General features: G+C 54.5%; 24 protein-coding genes. 3 read left to right on the top strand and 21 right to left on the bottom strand.

Annotated features, from left to right (window positions below; translation table 11 throughout):
- The 5 genes from deoA to AB5Y76_RS19525 form a co-directional block, all read right to left on the bottom strand.
- Positions 1 to 1,223 (bottom strand): thymidine phosphorylase (gene deoA, locus AB5Y76_RS19505; RefSeq protein WP_201993724.1); only part of this gene is annotated, 1,223 nt, incomplete at its 3' end.
- Between the two features lie 109 nt (positions 1,224 to 1,332).
- Positions 1,333 to 2,106, bottom strand: a complete 774-nt coding sequence (gene deoC / locus AB5Y76_RS19510; RefSeq protein WP_005340468.1) for a deoxyribose-phosphate aldolase — start codon at positions 2,104 to 2,106, stop codon at positions 1,333 to 1,335.
- A gap of 424 nt (positions 2,107 to 2,530) precedes the next feature.
- Positions 2,531 to 2,701: a XapX domain-containing protein gene (locus AB5Y76_RS19515; protein WP_005340467.1), complete on the bottom strand. Its 171-nt coding sequence runs from the start codon at positions 2,699 to 2,701 to the stop codon at positions 2,531 to 2,533.
- A gap of 125 nt (positions 2,702 to 2,826) precedes the next feature.
- Positions 2,827 to 4,101: a NupC/NupG family nucleoside CNT transporter gene (locus tag AB5Y76_RS19520; protein WP_019445565.1), complete on the bottom strand. Its 1,275-nt coding sequence runs from the start codon at positions 4,099 to 4,101 to the stop codon at positions 2,827 to 2,829.
- 222 nt (positions 4,102 to 4,323) lie between these two features.
- Positions 4,324 to 5,097, bottom strand: coding sequence for a TatD family hydrolase (locus tag AB5Y76_RS19525; RefSeq protein WP_263719235.1), 774 nt, complete (start codon positions 5,095 to 5,097; stop codon positions 4,324 to 4,326).
- 41 nt (positions 5,098 to 5,138) lie between these two features.
- Here AB5Y76_RS19525 and AB5Y76_RS19530 point away from each other — a divergent pair, with 41 nt between their 5' ends.
- On the top strand, positions 5,139 to 5,780 hold the full coding sequence (locus AB5Y76_RS19530) for a type II secretion system protein (protein ID WP_120414769.1): 642 nt from the start codon (positions 5,139 to 5,141) through the stop codon (positions 5,778 to 5,780).
- Here the strand turns inward: AB5Y76_RS19530 and AB5Y76_RS19535 are convergent.
- From AB5Y76_RS19535 to AB5Y76_RS19555, 5 genes are all read right to left on the bottom strand, one after another.
- Positions 5,749 to 5,928 carry a DUF5363 family protein gene (locus AB5Y76_RS19535; protein WP_120414768.1) on the bottom strand — a complete coding sequence of 60 codons (180 nt, stop codon included), beginning with the start codon at positions 5,926 to 5,928 and terminating at the stop codon, positions 5,749 to 5,751. The two genes, AB5Y76_RS19530 and AB5Y76_RS19535, sit on opposite strands and share 32 nt — an antisense overlap.
- A gap of 177 nt (positions 5,929 to 6,105) precedes the next feature.
- Entirely contained in the window at positions 6,106 to 6,615 is a 510-nt protein-coding gene (gene luxS / locus AB5Y76_RS19540) for an S-ribosylhomocysteine lyase (protein ID WP_005340462.1), read from the bottom strand.
- 18 nt (positions 6,616 to 6,633) lie between these two features.
- Positions 6,634 to 7,227 carry a hypothetical protein gene (locus tag AB5Y76_RS19545; protein ID WP_272949439.1) on the bottom strand — a complete coding sequence of 198 codons (594 nt, stop codon included), beginning with the start codon at positions 7,225 to 7,227 and terminating at the stop codon, positions 6,634 to 6,636.
- Between the two features lie 59 nt (positions 7,228 to 7,286).
- Positions 7,287 to 7,625 (bottom strand): nitrogen regulatory protein P-II, encoded by a 339-nt coding sequence (gene glnB, locus AB5Y76_RS19550; RefSeq protein WP_005308848.1) that lies wholly within the window; start codon positions 7,623 to 7,625, stop codon positions 7,287 to 7,289.
- A gap of 9 nt (positions 7,626 to 7,634) precedes the next feature.
- Positions 7,635 to 9,257 carry an NAD+ synthase gene (locus tag AB5Y76_RS19555; protein ID WP_263719234.1) on the bottom strand — a complete coding sequence of 541 codons (1,623 nt, stop codon included), beginning with the start codon at positions 9,255 to 9,257 and terminating at the stop codon, positions 7,635 to 7,637.
- A gap of 11 nt (positions 9,258 to 9,268) precedes the next feature.
- Here AB5Y76_RS19555 and AB5Y76_RS19560 point away from each other — a divergent pair, with 11 nt between their 5' ends.
- Together AB5Y76_RS19560 and AB5Y76_RS19565 are read left to right on the top strand one after the other, a co-directional pair.
- On the top strand, positions 9,269 to 9,928 hold the full coding sequence (locus tag AB5Y76_RS19560; RefSeq protein ID WP_263719233.1) for a GspH/FimT family pseudopilin: 660 nt from the start codon (positions 9,269 to 9,271) through the stop codon (positions 9,926 to 9,928).
- A gap of 98 nt (positions 9,929 to 10,026) precedes the next feature.
- Positions 10,027 to 10,554, top strand: coding sequence for a GspH/FimT family protein (locus AB5Y76_RS19565; RefSeq protein ID WP_263719232.1), 528 nt, complete (start codon positions 10,027 to 10,029; stop codon positions 10,552 to 10,554).
- Positions 10,555 to 10,581: 27 nt separating this feature from the next.
- On the opposite strand, the gene tapY2 is transcribed toward AB5Y76_RS19565, so the two are convergent.
- The 11 genes from tapY2 to ribF all read right to left on the bottom strand — a co-directional run bounded on the left by tapY2 (position 10,582) and on the right by ribF (position 22,763).
- Positions 10,582 to 10,863, bottom strand: a complete 282-nt coding sequence (gene tapY2 / locus AB5Y76_RS19570) for a type IVa secretion system protein TapY2 (protein WP_019445572.1) — start codon at positions 10,861 to 10,863, stop codon at positions 10,582 to 10,584.
- A complete protein-coding gene (locus tag AB5Y76_RS19575) occupies positions 10,860 to 14,522 on the bottom strand; it encodes a pilus assembly protein (protein WP_263719230.1) in 3,663 nt (1,220 codons plus the stop codon). Before AB5Y76_RS19575 ends, tapY2 begins: the two co-directional genes overlap by 4 nt.
- A gap of 10 nt (positions 14,523 to 14,532) precedes the next feature.
- Positions 14,533 to 14,970: a type IVa pilus pseudopilin TppD gene (tppD, locus tag AB5Y76_RS19580; RefSeq protein WP_074042661.1), complete on the bottom strand. Its 438-nt coding sequence runs from the start codon at positions 14,968 to 14,970 to the stop codon at positions 14,533 to 14,535.
- Complete coding sequence (locus tag AB5Y76_RS19585; RefSeq protein WP_258721424.1) at positions 14,967 to 15,962, bottom strand: PilW family protein; 996 nt, start codon at positions 15,960 to 15,962, stop codon at positions 14,967 to 14,969. The genes tppD and AB5Y76_RS19585 overlap by 4 nt, the downstream gene beginning before the upstream one ends.
- Positions 15,959 to 16,528, bottom strand: coding sequence for a type IV pilus modification protein PilV (gene pilV, locus AB5Y76_RS19590; protein WP_263719229.1), 570 nt, complete (start codon positions 16,526 to 16,528; stop codon positions 15,959 to 15,961). The genes AB5Y76_RS19585 and pilV overlap by 4 nt, the downstream gene beginning before the upstream one ends.
- 3 nt (positions 16,529 to 16,531) lie before the next feature.
- Positions 16,532 to 16,936, bottom strand: a complete 405-nt coding sequence (locus AB5Y76_RS19595; protein ID WP_263719228.1) for a type IV pilin protein — start codon at positions 16,934 to 16,936, stop codon at positions 16,532 to 16,534.
- 110 nt (positions 16,937 to 17,046) lie between these two features.
- Positions 17,047 to 17,982 carry a 4-hydroxy-3-methylbut-2-enyl diphosphate reductase gene (gene ispH, locus AB5Y76_RS19600; protein WP_263719227.1) on the bottom strand — a complete coding sequence of 312 codons (936 nt, stop codon included), beginning with the start codon at positions 17,980 to 17,982 and terminating at the stop codon, positions 17,047 to 17,049.
- Positions 17,982 to 18,434: an FKBP-type peptidyl-prolyl cis-trans isomerase gene (fkpB, locus tag AB5Y76_RS19605; protein ID WP_263719226.1), complete on the bottom strand. Its 453-nt coding sequence runs from the start codon at positions 18,432 to 18,434 to the stop codon at positions 17,982 to 17,984. The genes ispH and fkpB overlap by 1 nt, the downstream gene beginning before the upstream one ends.
- Entirely contained in the window at positions 18,431 to 18,928 is a 498-nt protein-coding gene (lspA, locus tag AB5Y76_RS19610; protein ID WP_005340447.1) for a signal peptidase II, read from the bottom strand. Before lspA ends, fkpB begins: the two co-directional genes overlap by 4 nt.
- The gene (ileS, locus tag AB5Y76_RS19615; RefSeq protein WP_258721422.1) at positions 18,928 to 21,789 is read right to left on the bottom strand and encodes an isoleucine--tRNA ligase; all 2,862 of its coding nucleotides are present in this window, start codon (positions 21,787 to 21,789) and stop codon (positions 18,928 to 18,930) included. Before ileS ends, lspA begins: the two co-directional genes overlap by 1 nt.
- A complete protein-coding gene (gene ribF / locus AB5Y76_RS19620) occupies positions 21,789 to 22,763 on the bottom strand; it encodes a bifunctional riboflavin kinase/FAD synthetase (RefSeq protein ID WP_216963964.1) in 975 nt (324 codons plus the stop codon). The genes ileS and ribF overlap by 1 nt, the downstream gene beginning before the upstream one ends.
- Positions 22,764 to 22,767: the final 4 nt, after the last annotated feature.

Here is a 22,767-nt window from a genome sequence, read left to right on the forward strand (position 1 = left end):
TCTTCAGTCTGAGCGTGGATCATCGCGATCGGCTTGTCAGCATCGACGCTTTGACCCAGGCGGATAAAGTCGGTCAGACCGACCGCATAATCAAGTTTGTCACCGGCAGCGCGGCGACCACCGCCCATGGCGACCACGGCCAGACCCAGCTCGCGGGTATCCATGGCGGTCACGAAACCGCTGTTGGCCGCGAAGACCGGGCGCACGATGGCGGCTTTGGGCAGGTAAGCGTCGTAACGCTCCATAAAATCGGCCGGGCCACCGAGACCAGTCACCATGCGACCGAAGATCTCGGCCGCCTTGCCATTATCCAGCACCGCTTGCAGCTTGGTGCGGGCATCGCGCTCGTCGCTGGCAAGACCGGCGGAGATCAGCATCTCGGCACACAGCGCCATGGTCACTTCGTGGATCCGCGGGTTGCGGTATTCACCGGTCAGGTAGCGCACAGCTTCACGCACTTCCACCGCGTTACCGGCGCTGGAGGCTAGCACCTGGTTCATATCGGTCAAGAGCGCAGAGGTGCGGCAACCGGCACCGTTGGCCACGGCCACAATGCTCTTGGCCAGCTCTTCGGACGCTTCGAAGGTCGGCATAAAGGCGCCGGAGCCCACTTTCACATCCATCACCAACGCTTCGAGCCCGGAGGCGAGCTTCTTGGAGAGGATGGAGCCGGTGATCATCGCGATCGATTCGACGGTGGCGGTGATGTCCCGTACTGCATAGATACGCTTGTCAGCCGGGGCGAGATCGCCGGTCTGACCGATGATGGCCACGCCAGCCTCTTTCACCACTTTCAGGAAACGATCGTTGTCGACCGAGGTCTGGTAGCCGGGAATGGCGTCCAGCTTGTCGAGAGTACCGCCGGTGTGGCCCAGGCCACGGCCGGAGATCATCGGCACGAAACCGCCGCAGGCAGCGACCATCGGGCCAAGCATCAGGGAAACCACATCACCCACACCGCCGGTGGAGTGCTTGTCGACAATCGGGCCGCCCAGATTGAGGTGATCCCAAGTCAGCACCATGCCGGAGTCGCGCATGGCGCAGGTCAGGGCGACCCGCTCATCCATTGTCATGTCTTTGAAGTAGACCGCCATCGCCAGCGCGGCAATCTGCCCCTCGCCGATGGTGTTATTGGTAATGCCCTGAACGAAGAATTGAATTTCTTGGGTACTGAGCGCTTCACCGTTGCGCTTCTTGCGAATAATTTCTTGAGGCAAAAACATCTTTCATTCCCTCCGCCATTGCTGGCGTTACACAAGCCTGAATCCTTGCCCGCACACCGCATGGTGGGGGCTAACAGGGCGGACAGCAGTCCGCCCTCTCATCAACCTATTAGTAACCGCTGGTGTTGGCCGGCTTGTCGCCATGCCCCAGAGTGGCCAGCAGACTGGCCAGCAGGCTGGATGCACCAAAGCGGAAGGTACGGGCGGATACCCAGTCATTGCCGAGGATCTCTTCGGCCATGGCCAGGTACTGACCGGCAACGGCGGCATCTTTCACGCCACCAGCTGGCTTGAAGCCGACTTTCGGATTCTTGGCCTTGATCACTTCCATCATGATGCGTGCCGCTTCCGGGGTCGCATTGACCGGCACCTTGCCGGTGGAGGTCTTGATGAAGTCGGCACCGGCATCGATACAGATTTCGGAAGCGCGACGGATCAGCGCCTCTTCTTTCAGCTCGCCGGTCTCGATGATCACTTTCAGCAGCACGTTGGCACCGCAGGCCTCTTTACAGGCTTTGACCAGATCAAAACCGATCTGTTCATTGCCAGCCATGAAGGCGCGATACGGGAACACCACGTCCACTTCGTCAGCACCGTAGGCGACAGCGGCACGGGTCTCGGCCACGGCGATCTCGATGTCGTCGTTGCCGTGCGGGAAGTTGGTCACGGTCGCAATGCGTACGTCGGCTGCGCCGATCTCACGCAGGGTTTTGCGAGCGATAGGGATAAAACGGGGGTAGATGCAGACAGCGGCGGTCAGGCCAGCCGGTGACTTGGCCTTATGGCACAGGTCGATCACCTTCTGATCGGTGTCGTCATCGTTCAGGGTGGTCAGGTCCATCAGGTTCAGGGCGCGCTGAGCGGCCACTTTCAGATCAGTCATTCTGTTCTCCAAAGTCTCGATTTAATCCAGATAACCGGGCACCACCATACCATCCAGCGATGGATGCACAGGCAGTAATCCCCAGCTATACGGGAATGGAATTACAGTGCGAAGGCACCGGCACTATCGGGATGCTATTCAAAACACCCTGCAGGCACTGCGACTGTAAATAAGGCAAGAGCCCTGTCACTTTCTTACAAAAGTGCGGACTTGGTTCCATGAAGACTTGAGAAAGGCCGACAACATCTGACCTGACTTCCCAATCAATTCCATTTGACCGCCAACACCCGATTTCATCGAGTATTAGTCATTGCCAGCACCCTGCTGGCAACGCCTATTTCAGCCGAGATACCCCCTGTTTGCAAGCCGGATTTGCCAATTTCAGAGGTACCTCACATCTGGCAAATCCAGGTCTAAAAAAGCCTTACGAAAAGAAACGAGTCAGGATCCAGGAGTAGGCCAATCCCCCCAGATAGACCCCGACGATCCCCATTACCCCGGACAAAACGGGAGGCGCCGGGATCGGCAATTTGAGGAAAGAAAACAACAAACCAACTATAAAGCCGGCCACCATCGCCAGTAGCACTTCATTCATATAACCTCCGATTTGACTCATTTTATTATTAGTTTAGATAGGAAAACGGTTGTCACCGCTCCATACGCGAACGCCACGGCAGATGCCGTGGCGTTCGTGTTTATACCCTGTCAGTCAGGCGGCGATTACATGCCGGACAGTGCCAGGAAGAAGCCTGCGATAGTGGCAGACATCAGGTTGGACAGAGAGCCAGCCAGTACGGCTTTCAGACCAAAGCGTGCAATGGTGCCGCGGCGGTTCGGCGCCATGGACCCCAGACCACCCAGCAGGATGGCAACAGAGGAGAGGTTGGCAAAACCACACAGCGCGAAGGAGATGATCGCCTTGGTGTGATCGGACATGGCCACACCGTTGATCAGCACTTCGTCTTTCAGGTACGGAGCGAAGTTCAGGTAAGCCACGAACTCGTTCACTACCAGCTTCTGACCGATGAAGGAACCGGCAACCACTGCTTCATTCCAGGGCACACCGATCAGGAAGGCCAGCGGGGAGAAGATCCAGCCCAGCAGCAGTTCCAGAGAGAGTTGCGGATAACCGAACCAGCCACCCACACCGGAGAAGATGCCGTTGATCATGGCAATCAGACCGATGAAGGCCAGCAGCATGGCGCCGACGTTCAGGGCCAGTTGCATACCGGCAGAAGCGCCAGCAGCAGCAGCGTCAATGACGTTGGCAGGCTTGTCATCCAGCTCGGCATCGGCAGAGCTTTCGTCGTAGTTCGGGGTCTCGGTCTCGGGAACCAGCAGCTTGGCGAACAGCAGACCACCCGGTGCAGCCATGAAGGAGGCAGCAATCAGGTATTCCATCTTCACGCCCATGGAGGCGTAACCGGCCAGTACGGAACCGGCAACGGAGGCCAGACCACCACACATGACGGCGAACAGCTCGGAGTCAGTCATCTTGGAGATGTAAGGACGAACCACCAGCGGCGCTTCGGTCTGACCTACGAAGATGTTGGCAGTTGCAGACAGGGATTCGGTGCGGGAAGTACCCAGTACTTTCTGCAGACCGCCGCCCAGCAACTTGATGACCATCTGCATGATGCCCAGGTAGTAGAGCACTGCAATCAGGGAAGAGAAGAAGATGATGACCGGCAGAACACGGAAGGCAAAGACAAAGCCGCCGCCACCGAACACTTCAAACATCTTGTTACTGACCAGACCGCCAAACAGGAAGTCGATCCCGTTCTGGCCGTAGCTGATCACGCTGGATACCGCGTCGGACACGCCGACCAGGATATCGCGACCAACCGGAACATAGAGAACAAACGCCCCCAGACCGGCTTGAATTGCGAACGCACCGACAACGGTACGGACGTTGATTGCCTTGCGATTGCTGGAGAACAGCACCGCGATAAGGACGAGCGTCGCCATCCCTACCAGACCCATGAACAAATTCATTATTATCTTCCTCTAGTAGCACCTGGCTTGTTAGCGAGTTGTTATTAAACCCAACTAATCAAGGGGAGCGCATTATACTAATTAAAGTCCGATAAAATAGAATGCTGGTCACATTTTATCGTTATCAAAATGTCCAAGTGTCACAAAATTAGACAGCAAACGATTTTTACGCTCATTTTTTTTCCTGACAACTAAATCAGGTGTTGCGAATTTGTTTCATGGCTATTGGTCATGATGGAAAATATGCCGGGCAGTTTCAAATAACACCTTGGTAACATCCGCCGATGATTCCTCCCGCAAGGTCATCAATATTTCCGCTATTTTCGGCAGCGCTTCCGGGGTATTCCGGGTGCCTTGCTCACCTTGTAACGGCATATCGGGCGAATCGGTTTCCAGCACCAGGGCCTCAAGCGGCATAGCCCGAAATACCTCTCGCGTCTTGTTTGCGCGCTCAAAACTGATCACCCCGCCCACCCCGAGTCGAAAGCCCAGTTGCCAGAAAGTCTCCGCCTGCTGCAACGAACCGCTGAAAGCGTGGATCACCCCGCCACGTGGCGGCTTGAAGCGGCGCAACAGCTTGGCCACAGTGTCATTGGCACGCACCGAGTGGATCATCAGGGGAAGCCCGACATCGGCAGCCAGCCGGACCTGAGCCTCAAACAGCGCAAGCTGCCCCTCCTGCGGCACGTGAGAACGGAGGTCCAGCCCACACTCGCCTATGGCCACCAGCCCGACAGGCTGGCTCATTACCAGCGTTCGCAGCCGCTCCATCACCCCCTCCCGCTGTTCACCGGCATACCAGGGATGAATGCCCAGACCATAAAAGAGGCCGTCATGTTGCTCTGCCAGTGCCATCACACGAGTCCAGTTATCCTCTGCGATGGCAGGAATGATATACTCCGTCACCCCCAATGCCCGACAACGGACCAGCAGTGCCTCCCTGTCCTGGTCAAACACCGGAAAGTCGAGATGACAATGGGTATCTATCAGCTGCATATCACTCACACCTGTTTGCGGTATTTAATGGGTCATTGAACATGATGAACAACAGAAACAACGGCTTTACCCTGATTGAACTGGTGCTGGTGATCATAGTGCTGGGGATCCTGGCCGTCACCGCCCTGCCCCGCTTTATCAATATCAAGGATGATGCCCTGAAAAGCACGGTCTCGGCGACCGCAGGCAGCTTTGCCAGTGCAGTTCAGCTGGCTAATGCTGGATGGGCGGTGAAAGTGCAGGGGCAAGCGATCGCGCTCTACAACCTGAGCAGCTTTGGTAAAGGCGATGTGGATATCAATCGATATGGTTGGCCGGCAGGCTCTGAAGAAGATCAGGGAAGCGTAGGAAGCGATACACCATATCAGCCGGGCTCAGGTAACCATATATCGGTTAGCAACCCGTCAGACTGTAAACTGCTCTTTACCGATCTGCTTGATGGAGACCAAACCGTCACCCCCATAGCTCCCAACGCAGTGAATATCCCAGAAGGGTTTGATTATCTATCCATGCAAGTCGGTTCAGGCCATCAAGATGAGGATGAAGGCAACGAGAAACACTTCAACTGCCGCTATATCCTACGCGACTCAATCAACCGCTTCCAAACCAGCTCGGCTTATCTAAACGGCCTCGGCTTCGAGTACAACAGTGTTACCGGCGCCGTGACCCGCAATTTTGATTGAGCTCAGCCTCTTCTGTGCAAGCTCGCTCTTTGCTTGAATCATCATCATAACGAACCGGCGTGCAGCAGCGCCGGTTCTCCTGAGTGAGCCCCCACTCCTCGCACCATGCATCGTAACGGGCCAGCCAACGTAGCAATACCCCTTTCATCGTCACACCTCCGCCAACAGGTTCAGGTCAAAAACCATCCTAATCAGAGTCGACAAGGTGAGCAAGCCATCCCCACTATTGCGCTCGGGCGAGATAAAAAAGAGCCGGTCAGCATGGCTGACCGGCTCTTTTAAGATTCCCTGAAGAGGTTACACGATGAGCGACAGCTCATCAGCCTCACAGACTCTTCAGCTTCTCTTCCGGCAGGGCCAGCTCGTCGTTGTGGTTGACGCCGATACCGCGCTCCAGCACATGACGGGCGATGGCGTGCGCCTCTTCCAGCGAGTGCATGCTGTAGGTGCCGCACTGATACTCGTTCAGCTCGGGGATCTTGGCCTGATCCTGCACGGTCAGCACGTCGCTCATGGCCGCCTGCCAGGCTGCGCCAACACGGGCTTCGTCCGGCGCGCCGATCAGGCTCATGTAGAAACCGGTACGGCAACCCATGGGGGAGATATCGATGATCTCCACGCCATTGCCGTTCAGGTGATCACGCATAAAACCGGCGAAAAGGTGCTCCAGCGTATGGATACCGCGCTCGGAGAGGATCTCCTGGTTCGGCACACAGAAACGCAGGTCGAACACGGTAATAGTGTCCTTGTTCGGGGTCTGCATGGTCTTGGCCACACGCACCGCTGGCGCCTCCATACGGGTGTGGTCAACGGTAAAACTGTCCAATAACGGCATTTCTGACTCCTGATTTGGTTACCAGAACCAGCCCCCACGGGAGAGCTGATCCTTGCATTGACGGTACTGGGCGCCGTAGCGCTGGGCGCGAGCCTCTACCTTGCGAGAGGTCTTCATCAACCACCCCTTGCTGCGATAGCTGCCACGCCGGTAGCCACCCCACCCTTCGTGATAGTTGAGGTACTGGCCATAGGCATCCCACTTGGAGGTGCCATTGAGCCGCTGGGCTTTGCTAGTGTACCAACCCATAAAATCGATGGCGTCGGCAAAATCATCGCGGTCACTCCAGCTGTTGCCGGTTTCTCGCTGGTAATCGGCCCAGGTTTCATCTTTGACCTGAGCATAACCATAAGCCGAACTGGCCCGCCCGGTCGGGATGAAGAGGAAATACTGCATCGGCGGCTGGGCATCATGTACGTAAGAGGACTCCTGATACATCATGGCCATCACCACATGGATCGGCGTCCCCCATTTCTCGTTCATCTTGAGCGCGGCCTTGTGCCACTCAGGCTTCTCGCGAAAGATCTGGCACAGATTCTCCGGCTGGGCCGGTGGACGGGTACTGCAAGCAGTCAGGCCCGCCAACAGGCTGGCGACCACCAGGAAGCGCATCCACCCCATCAAATCAGGTCGCACTTCACGCATCAGGTCAGGTAAAGAGATAGCCAAGGTCAGATCGCGTCTTCGTTCTCTTCGCCGGTACGGATACGAATGACACGCTCCACCTCGCAGACGAAGATCTTGCCATCACCAATCTTGCCGGTGCGGGCGGTGTTCTGGATCGCTTCCAAACAGGCATCGAGATCCTCGTCCTGCACCACCAGCTCCACCTTCACTTTCGGCAAGAAGTCGACCATATATTCGGCGCCGCGATAGAGCTCGGTATGGCCCTTCTGGCGGCCGAAGCCTTTGACTTCGGATACGGTCATGCCGTTGATGCCGATCTCGGCCAGGGCCTCGCGCACATCGTCCAGCTTGAACGGTTTGATGATGGCTTCAATCTTCTTCATGGTGACTCCTTACCAGTTCTGTTTGCCGAACCCGGATGTAATGGGGTAACGGCGATCCTTACCAAAGTTGCGAGCCGTAATGCGGGGCCCGACCGCCGCCTGACGGCGCTTGTATTCGTTAAGATCCACCAAGCGGATCACCTTGCGCACCACCGCTTCCTCGAACCCTTCTGCCACCATGTCGGCGACCGAGGCATCCTCTTCCACGTAACGCTTGAGGATGGCATCGAGGATTTCGTATGGCGGCAGGCTGTCCTGATCCACCTGATCCGGCGCCAGCTCCGCTGAAGGAGGACGGTCGATAACCCGCTGCGGGATCACATAGTCAACCGAGTTGCGATATTCGCACAACTTGAATACCAGCGTCTTGGGCACATCTTTCAACACGTCGAAGCCACCGGCCATGTCGCCGTACAGCGTGGCATAGCCGACCGCCATCTCGCTCTTGTTACCGGTGGTCAGCACGATACGACGACGCTTGTTAGAGAGCGCCATCAGCAGCACACCGCGGCAGCGGGCCTGCAGGTTCTCTTCGGTGGTATCGCGGGCGGTGCCTTCAAACAGCGGCGCCAGCTGGGTCATAAACCCTTCGAACATCGGCTCGATGGAGATGATGTTGAACTCAACCCCCATCCGCTCGGCCTGCTCCTTGGCATCTTCCACACTCATCTGGGCGGTGTAGCGGAACGGCATCATCACCGCCTGCACCCTGTCGGCACCGATGGCATCGGCCGCAATGGCCAACGTCAGCGCCGAGTCGATGCCTCCGGATAGACCCAGCACAGCACCGTGGAAACCGTTCTTGGTAACGTAGTCGCGCACTGCCAGCACCAGCGCCTGATAGGTCTCGGCCAACGGCTCCAGCGGCGCAGCGGGCTCCCGCTCTTTCACCGGCTGGCCATCGGCAAAGCGTACCAGCGCCAGCTCTTCGGCAAACGGTGCCAGTTTGTGGCTCAGCTCGCCCTGGCTGTTGAACACCTTGGAGCAGCCGTCGAAAATCAGCTCGTCCTGACCGCACACCTGATTGAGGTAGACCAGCGGCAGACCGGTCTGATCGCAGCGTTCGGCCATCAGCTCGCGGCGGATCCAGGGTTTCTCCTGATCGTAGGGCGACGCATTGATGGTGAGCAGCAGTTCGGCCCCCGCTGCCTTGGCGGCCAGCGCCGGGCCCGGTTGCCACAGGTCTTCGCAGATGAGCAGCCCTAGCTGGTGACCCCGGAACGGTACCACGCAGGTCTCGGTCGCGGCGGTAAAGTAACGCTTCTCATCAAACACGCCGTAGTTGGGCAAATCCTGCTTGAAGTAACGGGCAATCAGCTGGCCCTGCTCATAGAGGGAAGCCGCGTTGTAGAGCGCCTCTCCTTCACGCCAAGGGTGACCCACCAAAATGGCACAGTTGCCCTGCCATTCGGCAACACGAGCCAACGCGGCTTCGACCCGGATCATCAGATCGGCACGCAACAACAGATCTTCCGGTGGATAACCGGTGAGGGCCAGCTCGGAGCAGACAAGCAGATCGGCACCTTGCTGTTCGGCTTGAGCTGCCGCAGCGAGCACTTTGTCAGTGTTATCTTCGATGGCGCCTACCGTCAGATTCAACTGGGCAAGCATCAGAGAGAGGGCTTTTGCCATGGCGATGCATCTTGTATTCGAAAATGATGGGGAATGATAAAGAAAAGGGGGGCAATCTGCCAGTTCAAGACAGGCGTAACCGTGTGACAGCAACCAGCGGGAAGGATAAGCTGTACATAGTCACGGAACGACAGGTCTTCGCAGATATGAAAAACGCCGGATTTACCCTGATGGAATTGATGATAGCCATTGCGCTGGGCGTCATTCTGTTGGGGATTGGTATTCCTTCCCTCTCTAACCTGCTTGGCAGCAATAATTTGGCAACCCAGGAAAAAAGCCTGCTAAACCACTTAAACTATGCCAGACAACAGGCTATCTCCAACCAGCAGACCGTCACGCTTTGCCTGACCACCACCAACGGGACTGATGAGGAGTGTGTTACCGGCGGAGCAACTCGGCTGTTAGTCTTTATCGACAGCGATAGGGACCAAAAGCTCAATGGCAGCGAAACAACTCTGACGGCAAGCCCCGAGTTTCCGGCACAACTGGCTATTTCCGCCGATACGCATTCCGCCGATGTAAAGTCCCTGCGCTTCCTCCCTGATGGCACCCTGGCTTCTGCCAATAAGGTTACATTTTCACTCTGTATCAGCGGCGAAAAGGGCATTGATATTGACGTTATGCCTGCCGGGCGTGCCCACAGCCAGACAAGTGGTGCTGTATGTCCATGACCTGCGTTAACCACAGTGGAACTCGAATGAGCACAAGGAGATCCATTTCAATCCAATAGCTATGCTTAGAGTCTCCTTTGAACAAGGACTCATACGCTATGGCACGAAATGGATTTACCCTGCTTGAGTTTTTAATATCTGCAAGCCTGACAACCATCCTGCTGACCTTGGGACTGCCATCATTGGCAAATCTGCTGACATCTACCGACAGCGACATCTACACAAGAAACCTGCAGGACCACCTGATCTTCGGCCAACGGCAAGCCATCACACAGCAGCAACCCGTCACAGCATGTCTTGCCATGCCTGTCAGAAACTCCACAAAAGAAGGCTGTGTACTCGCAAATCAAACCGGCGCCCAGCGCATGCTTGTCTTTATCGACATCAATCAGGATCGCCAATTCGATATTGCAAGTGGCGATATCTTGTTATCAGCAACAGAACCCTTTCTTGAAAAACATACCGTGACGGCCAATCGACAATTTGTGCGATTTAGTCCAGATGGCACTGCGATTGGCACCAACATGACACTCCGGTTTTGTATCGACCAGGCACCCCGAGTCGATATCATCGTTTCCCCATCCGGCAGAAGCAGAAGCGAAAAAAAGGAGCTGAGTTGTTCTTAGCACCTTTACCCTACTCAATAACCAACGTTATCTGGGTTGGATTTCATCTTGTTTTTTTGCATCAGCCAGCGAAAAGGTAGCCGCCAAAGGAACGCACTCGATTACCTCTGTGACAAGATGCACCACCCCATCAATCTCATAACCTTTCTGTTTAAACACCCTGACCAGATTTGCCTTGCTCGTATCAGCAACCGGTTGCTGCAACACCATCTGCACGCCACCTTCCAGAGTGACATAACATTTCATGTCTTCCGTTTGAGCATGAACCAACAAGGGTAAGCCCACACACCAGAGCAGCATGCGTTTCATCCCTGTTCTCCTTCATAGAGATAGATTTTCTTGGGGGACATATCCATTTTTGCCTCTTCCGCACCTTGTGAGCATTCTCCTTCACCGGTACAGCGCTCAGGCTCTCCCTTCCCATCATCTTTGAGGATGACCTCCTTGCCCGGAGCACCACCTATAATCCTGATCCGGCCATCATCCCCACCATGAATAACCAGATCATCAGCAACCTTATTTTGCACCTCTACGTAACGCTGAATAACTTCCTGATTGTTGCTATCCAGTACATATTTGAACGAAGTGCCATAGTGCATATCAATCATATATTGGCGCATGGCACCGATCGATTGAATCGTACATTGTTGGAAGTCCTGTACCTGAGGCAAAAAGGAGGTGAAATAGAGCTTGCCTTGCAACACCAAACCAGCCCCCATTGATTTTTCACCGTTTTCATTGAGCCAGAATTTCCATCCCAACTTGCTGGTCAACGCCTTGGTGGTGTTTACAATCTGCTCTTCATTCAAACCCGTAAAGGGATCGCTGGTCACATCGTAGAGATCGTTCAGTGTGATACTTGATGGCACCGCTGGTTCAGACGTTGCCCCAAACAAGGTTGGATTAACATTGTAGTCACGTAGCATCACATACACATTTTGGGTTGTCGCCTCCGAGGAGGGGCGGTTTCTATCACCACTGCCTATCAATACGGCATCAAACGGACGCTCGCTGTAAAGATAATTTGTCCCATCATACTTCCAACCTTTATTGATGGTGCGCACCAATACGGGCTGGGTAAAGAAACGGCGATCATCTTCCAGCTTCTTGGCAGTTCCACTTAAATGTGCATTTCCCAAACTGGCAAACTTGATGGCCGTCCATTTGGATTTTTCTGTCCCCTTCATGTCGATGCGCCAGATCTGACCGCCGGTATCACCCGCATAAACCCGGTCAGATACACCATCTCCATCGCTGTCCAGCACAGAAACAGCGCCTGGCATGCTATAAACCATGCCTGCAACCTGTTTGTTGGTTGCACTGGCCACATCTGGGGTAAAGCTTAACAACAGCGTGCCGGCCTCAGCATCCACGATATAAATACCCAACCCTTCACTGTCTTCAGCCCCCTGGCCCAAATAGCTCTTGGCCTGATCATAACCTCCAGAGAATATCAGGACTGGCTTATAGGTTTTTTTACCATTGGTTTCTGTGTAATAACCAGGAATGAACGCAACCTCGGGGATCGACCAGGTTTCGCCCAGGTTGCTGAAACCGGCGCTGTTTTTATCCAACCGCCACATAAGCGAAGGGGAGTCCGGATCGGATATATTCAACGCATAATAGGCCTTGCCACCACCGCGCAACCCGGTAAATAACCACACTTTGTCACCTTGTGACGACTTGATATGACCATCTTTGACTTGCTCATTGACCAGCACAGTGGGCGATGAATCTACACCATATAGATGAGCCGATGAATCCAGGTTTTCTCGCAGCGCTTTCTGATTGGCAATAAATTGATAGGGCATAACGGCCCAGCTTTCATCAACCGTGGTGCCGCTGTCTTTAAACATATGCAAGAAGCCGGCATTACTTCCCATCACAATGCGTAAGTCAGGTGTACATGTAGTCTGTCCTGTCGACTTTGTACAACCGTAGTTGATCACTAATGGCCGTGAATGCAACGGGTCACCAAGAATATGCTCCCGATTATCTGTTCTATCACCATCCTGATTCTCATCAAACGCATCAATACCCTTGGTCCAATTAAGCAGGTCATCCATGCTATCAGCACTATCAAGTTTCATGACAGTGCGTAGCTGCGTCGCCCCGCCTGCCATACCCTCAAGAGCAGACTTGCTAAAGGGAGTTAATGTATTAGTGGAAGGGGGAATAATATAAAGATTGCGATTGGTTTTAGCTGCCAGCATCTCTTGTACCCCACCCTCGGCAACCTTGTTACCATCACTGGTGGATGACCAATAGGTTCTTGCTGACTCAAGAATTGTTCCATCACTGGATATCGCAGGTAAGCCACTCTGATCGACTACATAACCCTTATCTGGATTCAGAACCAGCTTTTTAAGATTGCCCTTCCATCGTGGACCAGAACCAGGCTCAAACATTGCATAATAAATATTATTCAGACTGCGAGTACGGTCAAAGTTATTAGTGGCAATGGCGGGAGAGACCAACGAGGTATTCATTTTCAAGATAGCTAGTAATGATGATTTTAATGCTTCGTTAAGTTGGGTTGCATCGGTTGCTGGATAGTATTTACCCCCACCACGACGAGCGGTCTCTGCCAATAATGCACCGGCCCCCTTAATTGCTTCATCTCCAAAACCCACGGTGAATGTTGTGACTGTTTGTTTGCCTATAGCCGAGGTGTTTACATCATTGTTTTTCATATATCCGGCAAGTGCAGCAAGATAGCTTTTTTCACCAGAAGACCCATAACTAACCAAGCCGCCATAAGCAACCTTATCCTCTGTAGATAACGTGCTGATCAGGTTGACGACAAGGGAATCTGCTGCTTTATCATTGGTTGGTTCACCATCTGTCATATAGATGATATAACCATTATTGGAACATTTATCATAGGGGGTTTTATATATACCCGATGTTACTTCAGCATTGCTATCCCGCTTTGGAGTACGATTTACATCATCGTCACCAAAGTACACCCCCAAACCGCCAAAGTATCTATATGATTCATATAGTGTTTCACATAAGGGAGTCCAAGTGTCAGAGCTCAAACTATTTACCTTGTCAATCAAATCCTGCGCACCGCTTTTACCAGAGGTGAGGATGGCATCGTTACCTACAATATTACGGATTATTCTTCCGCCATTTCTACTACCTGGTTCATTGCCATCATTGTAGTTAAAAACAGCCAGACCAAAATCGACAGCTGGCGTAGCCAAAACCAGTTCTTTGACTGCATCCTGAGCAACTTTCAATCGAGTTTGTGTTGACACACCTGTACTACCGTAATACCAACGGACATAATTTGCCGTAAATAATGAGATCTGGGTAGAACTACCACTAGCAAGAGCATTGGCTACATTTGATGTGTAAAACCAGCTTCCCGTTGTGCGATTTGGCTTGTCAACGGGATAACCATCAACAATATATGTTGAATATGGACCTGAATATTGATTGTTTGCGTTTTTCTCATCAATATCTTGCTGGCAATCTGCAATTATTATACTGTAAATATCAAAATCATTTAGAGAACGCCAACGCCCCTTTCTATTTTTATCATATATTTCATATCCCCAAACTCGTGACTGAAATCGGCCCACATTATTTAGAGGGCCTTTAGATGTCGCACATGCATTTAAATTCTCACTAAAACGTTTGGTACTGTTGATAGTGGGAACTTTTCCATCACTGGAGAAATATATGAAGCGATTACTATTATTAACATCTGGATCATTAGCCAATGATGGATAACTTATCGATGAGTCATAAGGCTCTTTAGCAACTTCGGTTGTATTTTTCATACTCCCCGAGTTATCGAAAATAAAGAGCACCTTAGGGCGGAAGTCCCCCGCCTTGGCAAAGTCATAAATAAACAACTCGGTATCATCGGAATAACCAGTACCTACCGCCAAAGATCCCCCTGATATTCCGCAACACAATACCAGCAAGCTTGTAAACAAACAGTTCCTTATGTTCATCACCCGCTCCCTAATTGGCACTGAGCAGGGGTTGTTCTACCCCGGCAGTAAAGGTCATTTGGCTATTCACCTTGCCATAAGCACTGGATGTGGTGGCTTCAGCATAACGACAAGCTGGCGTTACATTCTGGCTACTGGCTTCAAATTTTCGTTTGCATACACTTTCTGTATTGACTGTCAAAGTAGTAGCAGGAGTGGTAGTGCCTATTGCCGCCGAAGTACCAATTGCCTGCGTTGCAATTTGTGTTGAGAGAGAAGTATCGCTCAATGCAGACTCCAGAGTACCTTCAACTTCGTGCTCCGCTCGTTGCAAACTGGCACTAGAACCCGCCATCTTCAGACTCATACCACTGGATTGCATGACGACTACCGCAATCAGAGTCAAGGGAACCAGAATAACCAGTGCAACAATCAATGCTACACCCTGGTTTTTTTTAACCAATCTCATGTTCCACCTCGGGTGGTTATTTGTTGATTGCGTAATGCAATACTGCTTTCCAAGAGCAGACGGCGATAACCATCACCACCACCATTAACCGTAATATTACCGAGTTGATAGCTATTGTTATTCTTATAGCGACTTGATTCCCGAGCGGCTCTAATCAGTAAGAAAAGCCGAGCCCCCAATACTCGCCCCTCATTCCAGCGCTGTGTTGTCATTTGGTCCGTTGATATATATCTGTCTATGCGCCCATCAGGGATCAAGGAGTCGTCAACACCATACATCAGCACCATATGTTCAACCCCTTCCGCCATGGCGCCACCAATCAGAGAAGAACCACCATTGACGGTCAAATAGCGCTTGCGCAAAACAGGAATGCCATCTTCTTGCGACAAGTAATAAATGTAGTGTTGGTATTCCCAGATCTGGCTCTCATTATTGGCACCAAAGAGTGGTCGGGTTTCACTCCCCTTGATGACTCTCGCCTCCTGACTATTGGTTGCCATATAAAAGCGGTTTGTATCCAATCCCTCTGATGCTGGTATAGGACGCCCTACCAGTCGCTTGATACTGATTACATCGGAGTTTGCCACTCGATCGTTGGCATCAATACAAGTAAAACCACTCAATCCTTTGCTTGCGGAGACCCGTGAAACCCAAAGCCCGCGAATTGGCCCAAGAGGTGATGGCAAACTACCGACAGAGCGCTCATCCAGACAATCACTGGCTGATAAAATGGTACTGCCAGTGCTGAGCGACAGTGAGGAGCCAACCTGGGTTGATTGGCCGGTATAGGCGCCAAAAAAACCGGCCCATTTGATATCCTGACTAATCAGCCGAATGGCCAATCGACCATTTTCCTGTAATTCACTTTGATCAAAGGCATCTTCAGAGCTGGAGCGAGACATCACAAAAACTGTGAATACCCCCGCCAACAAAAATAGACCGAGCAGCATAGCGACCAGCCACTCTACCAGCGTGAAACCGCGAGAATTCATAAAGTCGTCGTCAGAATAAACTGGCGCCTCGAAAGATTATTTGCTGTCGAGAGTTGACATTCATTGATCAGCGTTGCCGCGGCGGCGGCAGCCCCCCCATCAGATATATCTTGTTTGCCAGCCCAGAATATCCCGACAGCCAATACATTATTAGCCCGCCGCACCACGCAGCCTATCGGTGAATTCAGGGAGGATGCAGCCCCCGAAACACTGGCCCCAAGCAGAGCTTGTTGCCAGTAGTGAAGGTCGGCATTACGTAAATCTGCAGCACTGCACGCACTGATTGTGCCATCTGCAGCGGCGCATGTCGGGCGTGGCAAGTTGGCGGCAAGATTGACGGTCACTGCACCGGATGCGGCCCAGCTATCGCGATTTATCCGTACCCGCTCAACCATATCGTTTGCCAACCAGCTGGCGATAGTACGCTGGCGAGCTTCATAACTGGCAAATTTTGAATGGGTTTGCAAAGCAACCAGACCAAGCAGCCCCAACGACAGGATGACTGCGGTGATCATCACCTCCAGCAGACTGAATCCTCTCTCATGTGGTGAAACATGAATGACCATGGGCTATTCCCAACAGCTATTGCTAGCTGCACCGGAAGCACTTTTGACACCCAACTGATTAATGGAAAACACCGTGCAATCGGTATCTTTGACTTGGGCTGTCGTCGCGCCAGCACTGGCTGACAAGGTGTAGGTGTTGCCTGATACGGCAATGGATAATTGATACAGGCCATTCTCAGATGCACTACTGATACCAAGAGCAGCTGCAGAGGATGCATACTGATTGAAATCCATAAAATAGGTTTCTTGCCGATTGGCTGCATTGAGCAGCATGGCCTTGGCTTCGACACGATAACTGGTCAGCACATATTGCTGATAGGCGGGATAAGCGATGGTGCCAAGAATCGCCACGATGGCGATGACAATCATCAACTCAATAAGAGAAAAGCCACGAAAGTATCCAATCATATCCCATCCTTGGTGACAGACTGCTTCATAAGTTTAACGCCGAGCCTGTCTCTTGAACAAACCCGGCGTCATTATCAACACACTTTATTCTTAAGCCTTCCTGGCTGCACTCAAATTATTCTAAGTTCGGGAGGAACCTCAAAGACTACGTTCTCTTCACGGCCAGGATGCTCGGCAACCACCTTGCCTCCCAGCTCCCGCAGGCGGGCAATCACGTTTTGCACCAGCACCTCGGGTGCAGAAGCACCAGCGGTGACGCCGATCGCCTTCACCCCTTCCAGCCAGCTCGCCTCGATCATCGACGCATCGTCGATAAGATAGGCTCGGGCACCTACCTTCTCGGCCAGCTCGCGCAGACGGTTAGAGTTGGAGGAGTTGCGAGACCCCACCACCAGCATGGCGTCCACCAGCCCCGCCATCTCCCGCACCGCATCCTGACGGTTCTGGGTGGCGTAGCAGATATCATCCTTGCGCGGCCCCTGGATCTTGGGGAAGTGCTTGCGCAGCGTATCGATGACGTCAGAGGTCTCATCCACGCTCAGAGTGGTCTGGGTGACGAAGCAGAGGTCATCCGGATTCTTCACCTTGAGCTTGGCCACATCTTCCGGCGTCTCCACCAGATACATGCCGCCTTCGCGATTCTCGTACTGCCCCATGGTCCCGATCACCTCGGGGTGGCCGGCATGACCGATAAGCACGGCTTCTGAGCCCTTGCGGCTGGCGCGATGGACTTCCATATGCACCTTGGTCACCAGCGGACAGGTGGCATCGAATACCTTGAGTGCGCGGGACTTGGCCATCTCGCGCACTGTCTTGGCCACGCCGTGAGCAGAGAAGATGACGATGCTGTCGTCTGGCACCTCGTCCAGCTCCTCGACGAAGACAGCGCCCGCCTCTTTCAGCTTGTTCACCACATAGCGGTTATGCACCACTTCGTGGCGGACATAGATGGGGGCACCGAACTTCTCCAGCGCGCTCTCGACAATGCTGATGGCGCGATCGACACCAGCGCAAAAACCGCGAGGGTTAGCGAGCAGAATATCCATTAATGCACCTTCTCCTCATCATCAACGCCCAGGATCTCCACCTCAAAGGTCACGGTATGACCGGCCAGCGGATGGTTGAAATCGACCGTCACCGACATCCCGGCTACCGCCCGGATGATACCCGGCAGCTCGCTGCCATTGGGCTGATCGAACAGGATGATGGTGCCGACTTTTGGCTCTACATCAGCACCAAACTTGGCGCGATCCAGATGGTAGATGTTGTCGGGGTTGGAGAGACCAAAGGCCTCTTCCGGCGCCAGAGTAAAACTCTTGCTCTCCCCTTCGCTCAGCCCCAGCAGACACTGCTCGAAGGTGGGAGTCAGGCTGCCATCGCCCATCCGCAGGCGGGCAGGTTTGCCGTGCAGTGCAGTGCTGTCGGCAACCGAGCCATCTTCCAGCTTGATGGAGAAGTGGAACAGCACGCAGCTGTTAGCGGTGATCTGCTGGCTCATGCCTGCTCCTTTTTCTCACCACGGAAACCGTCCAGCACGATCATGGCGGCCCCGATAAAGATAAAGCTGTCGGCCAGATTGAATGCCGGCCAGTGCGCACGCTGCCAGTAGAAGTCGAGGAAATCGACCACATGGCCCAACACCAGTCGATCAAAGACGTTGCCGAGGGCGCCGCCGATGATGAGTGAATAGGCGATACCGCTCCAACGCTGGGTCACCGACTGCTTGCGCAGCCAGTGGATCAGCAATCCACAGATGGCAAAAGCCAGCACCGCGAAGAACCAGCGCTGCCAGCCCCCCTGATCAGCCAGAAAGCTGAATGCGGCCCCCTTGTTGTAGACGTGAACCAGATTGAAGAAGGGGGTGATCTCCACCCCCGGGTAACCAAATGGCAGCAACTTGACCACGGCGAGCTTGCTCGCCTGGTCCAGTACAAAGGCCAGCACTGCCAGCCACAGCCAACGCAGGCCGCTTTTATGTTGAGTCATGTTCATCAGGCAAATTGACGAGTTTCGCCGTCACCCTCAACGTTGGTCACACAGCGACCACAGATCTCTTCGTGACCCGCGATGGTGCCCACATCTTCTACATGGTGCCAGCAGCGATCGCACTTGGCGGCAGCAGACTGGGCCACGCTCAGCCACAGGTCATCACGCTCGGTCGCCACAGAGCCTTCCGGCGCAGTGTCAGCCTCCACAACCTTGGCTTTGGAGGTGAGCAGCACGAAGCGCAGTTCATCAGCCAGGGCATTCAGGCGTGCAGCCAGCTCCGGCTTGGCGAACAGGGTCAGTTCGGCCTGCAGGGAGCCGCCGATACGCTTCTCGCCACGGGCCACTTCCAGCGCCTTGTTCACTTCACCACGCACGGTGAGGATCTCGGCCCAGAAATCGTCGTTGAGGGTTTCACCCGCTTCCAGCCCGAACAAGCCGTCGTACCACTCTTCGGTGAAGACGAACTCGCCGCGCTCACCCGGCAGCAGGGCCCAGATTTCATCAGCGGTGAAGCTCATGATCGGTGCCATCCAGCGCACCATGGCCTCGGCAATGTGATAGAGGGCGGTCTGGCAGGATCGACGGGCCAGGCTGTCAGCCTTGGCGGTGTACTGGCGATCCTTGATGACGTCCAGATAGAAGGAGCCCATCTCGATGGAGCAGAACTGCATCAGCTTCTGGGTTACACCGTGGAAGTTGTACTCATCGAATGCCGCCATGATCTCGGCCTGTACCGCTTTGGCACGACCCACAGCCCAGCGATCCACCACCACCATGTCGGCAGGTGCCACCATGTCGGTCGCCGGATTGAAGCCGTTCAGGTTGGCCAGCAGGAAGCGGGCAGTGTTGCGAATACGACGATAAGCATCGGCAGAGCGCTTGAGGATCTCGTCGGAGACAGTCATCTCGCCGGTGTAGTCAGTGCTCGCTACCCACAGACGCAGGATGTCGGCACCCAGCTTGTTCATCACGTCCTGCGGGCTCACCACGTTGCCGATGGACTTGGACATCTTGCGACCCTGACCATCCACGGTGAAGCCGTGAGTCAGCACCTGGTTGTAGGGAGCCTTGTCTTTCATGGCCACACCGATCATCAGGGAGGACATGAACCAGCCACGGTGCTGGTCAGAGCCTTCCAGATACATGTCGGCTGGCTTGCCGTTAAACTCGGGACGGGCATCAACCACGGAAGCGTGGGTAGAACCGGAGTCGAACCAGACGTCGAGGGTATCAGGCACTTTCTCGTAGTTGTCGGCATCGGCACCCAGCAGCTCGGCCTTGTCCAGATCCCACCATGCCTGAATGCCGGACTGCTCGACCCGCTTGGCGACTTCGTGCATCAGGCGCACGGATTCCGGGTGCAGTTCCTGGGTCTCTTTATGGACGAACAGGGAGATGGGCACACCCCAGGTGCGCTGACGGGAGATACACCAGTCAGGACGGTTCTCGACCATCGCTTGAATGCGGTTTTTACCCCAAGCCGGTACCCAGCCGCTCTGGCCTTGCTGGGCAATACCGTCCTTCTCGATGCGCTCGATCTCTTCCAGTGCGCGCTTGCGCAGACCCTTCTGCTCCATGCTGATGAACCACTGTGGAGTAGCACGGAAGATGATCGGGGTCTTGTGACGCCAGCAGTGCGGATAGGAGTGGTTGAACACCTTGTGGTGCAGCAGGGCGCCGCGCTCGGTCAGCACTTCGATCACGGAGGCATTGGCCTTGAACACATGCTGGCCGGCAAACAGTTCGGTATCCGGCAGGTAAACACCGTTGCTGCCAACCGGGTTGGCCACTTCCAGACCGTACTTCTGACCGACCACGAAGTCTTCCTGACCGTGGCCAGGGGCGGTGTGTACGGCGCCGGTACCGGCATCCAGGGTGACGTGATCACCCAGAACCACCGGCACATCGAAGCTGTAGAAGGGGTGGTTGAAGCGCAGCAACTCGAGCGCGGCGCCCTTGGCATAGCCCAGATTGTGGAACTTCTCGATACCGGCGCGATCCATCACATCCTTGACCAGCTCGGCGGCCAGGATCAGACGCTCGGGGTGCTCACCTTCAACCTGCACCAGTGCGTAATCCAGATCGGCGTGCATGGCGATGGCGCGGTTGGCTGGCAGGGTCCACGGAGTGGTGGTCCAGATCACCGCAGAGATCGGGCCCTTGCCAGTGTGGCCTTCGGCGCAGTCAAACTTGGCGGCAACGCCCGCCTCGTCGACCGCCTTGAAGCGCACGTCGATGGAGGGGGAGTTCTTGTCGTAGTACTCAACCTCGGCTTCAGCCAGCGCGGAGCCGCAATCGGTACACCAGTGCACCGGCTTGGAGCCTTTGTGCAAGTGGCCGTTTTCAACGATCTTGGCCATGGAGCGGATGATGTTGGCTTCGGTGCCAAAATCCATGGTCAGGTAGGGGTGTTCCCAGTCGCCCAGCACACCCAGACGGATGAAGTCGGTCTTCTGCGCTTCGATCTGGGTCTTGGCGTATTTGCGGCACTCGGCGCGGAATTCGGCAGCGGAAACCTTCTCGCCCGGCTTGCCGACCATGCCTTCCACTTTCAGTTCGATAGGCAGACCGTGGCAATCCCAACCCGGCACATAGGGGGAATCGAAACCGGAGAGGCCCTTGGACTTGATGATGATGTCTTTGAGGATCTTGTTGACCGAGTGACCGATGTGAATGTTGCCGTTCGCATAGGGGGGGCCATCATGCAGAATGAAAGAAGGCTTGCCCGCTTTGGCGCGGCGAATAGCGCCGTAGAGATCCTGATCATACCAACGCTTCAGCATGTTGGGTTCGCGCTTGGCCAGATCGCCACGCATCGGAAACTCGGTTTCCGGAAGATTCAGGGTGTGTTTATAGTCGCTCATCAGTCCTGGGTTCCCTTCTTTTCTAAAAGAGTGCTGGGTAAATTGAATTGTGGCAGCCCGAACCAGGCTCGGGCCGCCAGGGCATCTCGTTCGATCTGCTCTTTCAAGGCAGTGAAAGAGGCAAACTTCTGCTCTTCGCGCAGCTTGTGGCGAAGCAGCACCTTGACCTGCTGACCATATAGATCACCAGAAAAATCAAATAGATGTACTTCCAATCTGGCTTGTGTACCGCTCAAGGTCGGCCGTACACCCACATTGGCTACACCGGGGAAGGTCTTGCCGGAACATATCACTTCCACCGCAAACACGCCACCGACCGGGATCACCTGGCGCTTGAGGGCCAGATTGGCGGTGGGAAAACCTATGGTGCGCCCCAGCTTGTCGCCGTGAGCCACCCGGCCGCTGATGGTGTAGGGACGGCCAAGCATCAGCTCCACTTCCGCCATCCGGCCCGCCTTAAGGGCTTCACGCACCAGGGTGCTGCTGACCCGCTGCCGTTCGAGCTGGAAGCTCTGGGTACTGATCACCTCGAAGCCGAAGCGATGACCCGCCTCCTCCAGCAGGTGGAAGTCCCCTTCCCGCCCCTTGCCGAAGCGAAAATCATCGCCGACCACCAGATAGCGCACCCCGAGCTTCTCCACCAGCAACTGCTCGATGAAGGTCGAGGCACCCTGCTCGGCAAAGCGGTGGCTGAAGCGCACGCAGAGCATGCGATCGATATGCAGCCCCTTGAGCGCTTCGTACTTTTCCCGCAAACGGCTCAGCCGGGCGGGCGCTGCCGTGCCGGCAAACAGCTCCAGCGGCTGCGGCTCAAACAGCATGACGCAGGCGGGCAATCCCAGCTGGGCCGCTTTCTCCTTGAGACGTGCCAATACCGCATGGTGACCCTGATGAACCCCATCAAAGTTGCCAATGGTTAATACACATCCCCGGTGACGGGGCTTGAGATTGTGAATGCCGCGAATAAGCTCCATCAGT

This window comes from Aeromonas sp. R1-2 (assembly GCF_040908505.1).
Classification (GTDB): Bacteria; Pseudomonadota; Gammaproteobacteria; order Enterobacterales; family Aeromonadaceae; genus Aeromonas; species Aeromonas veronii.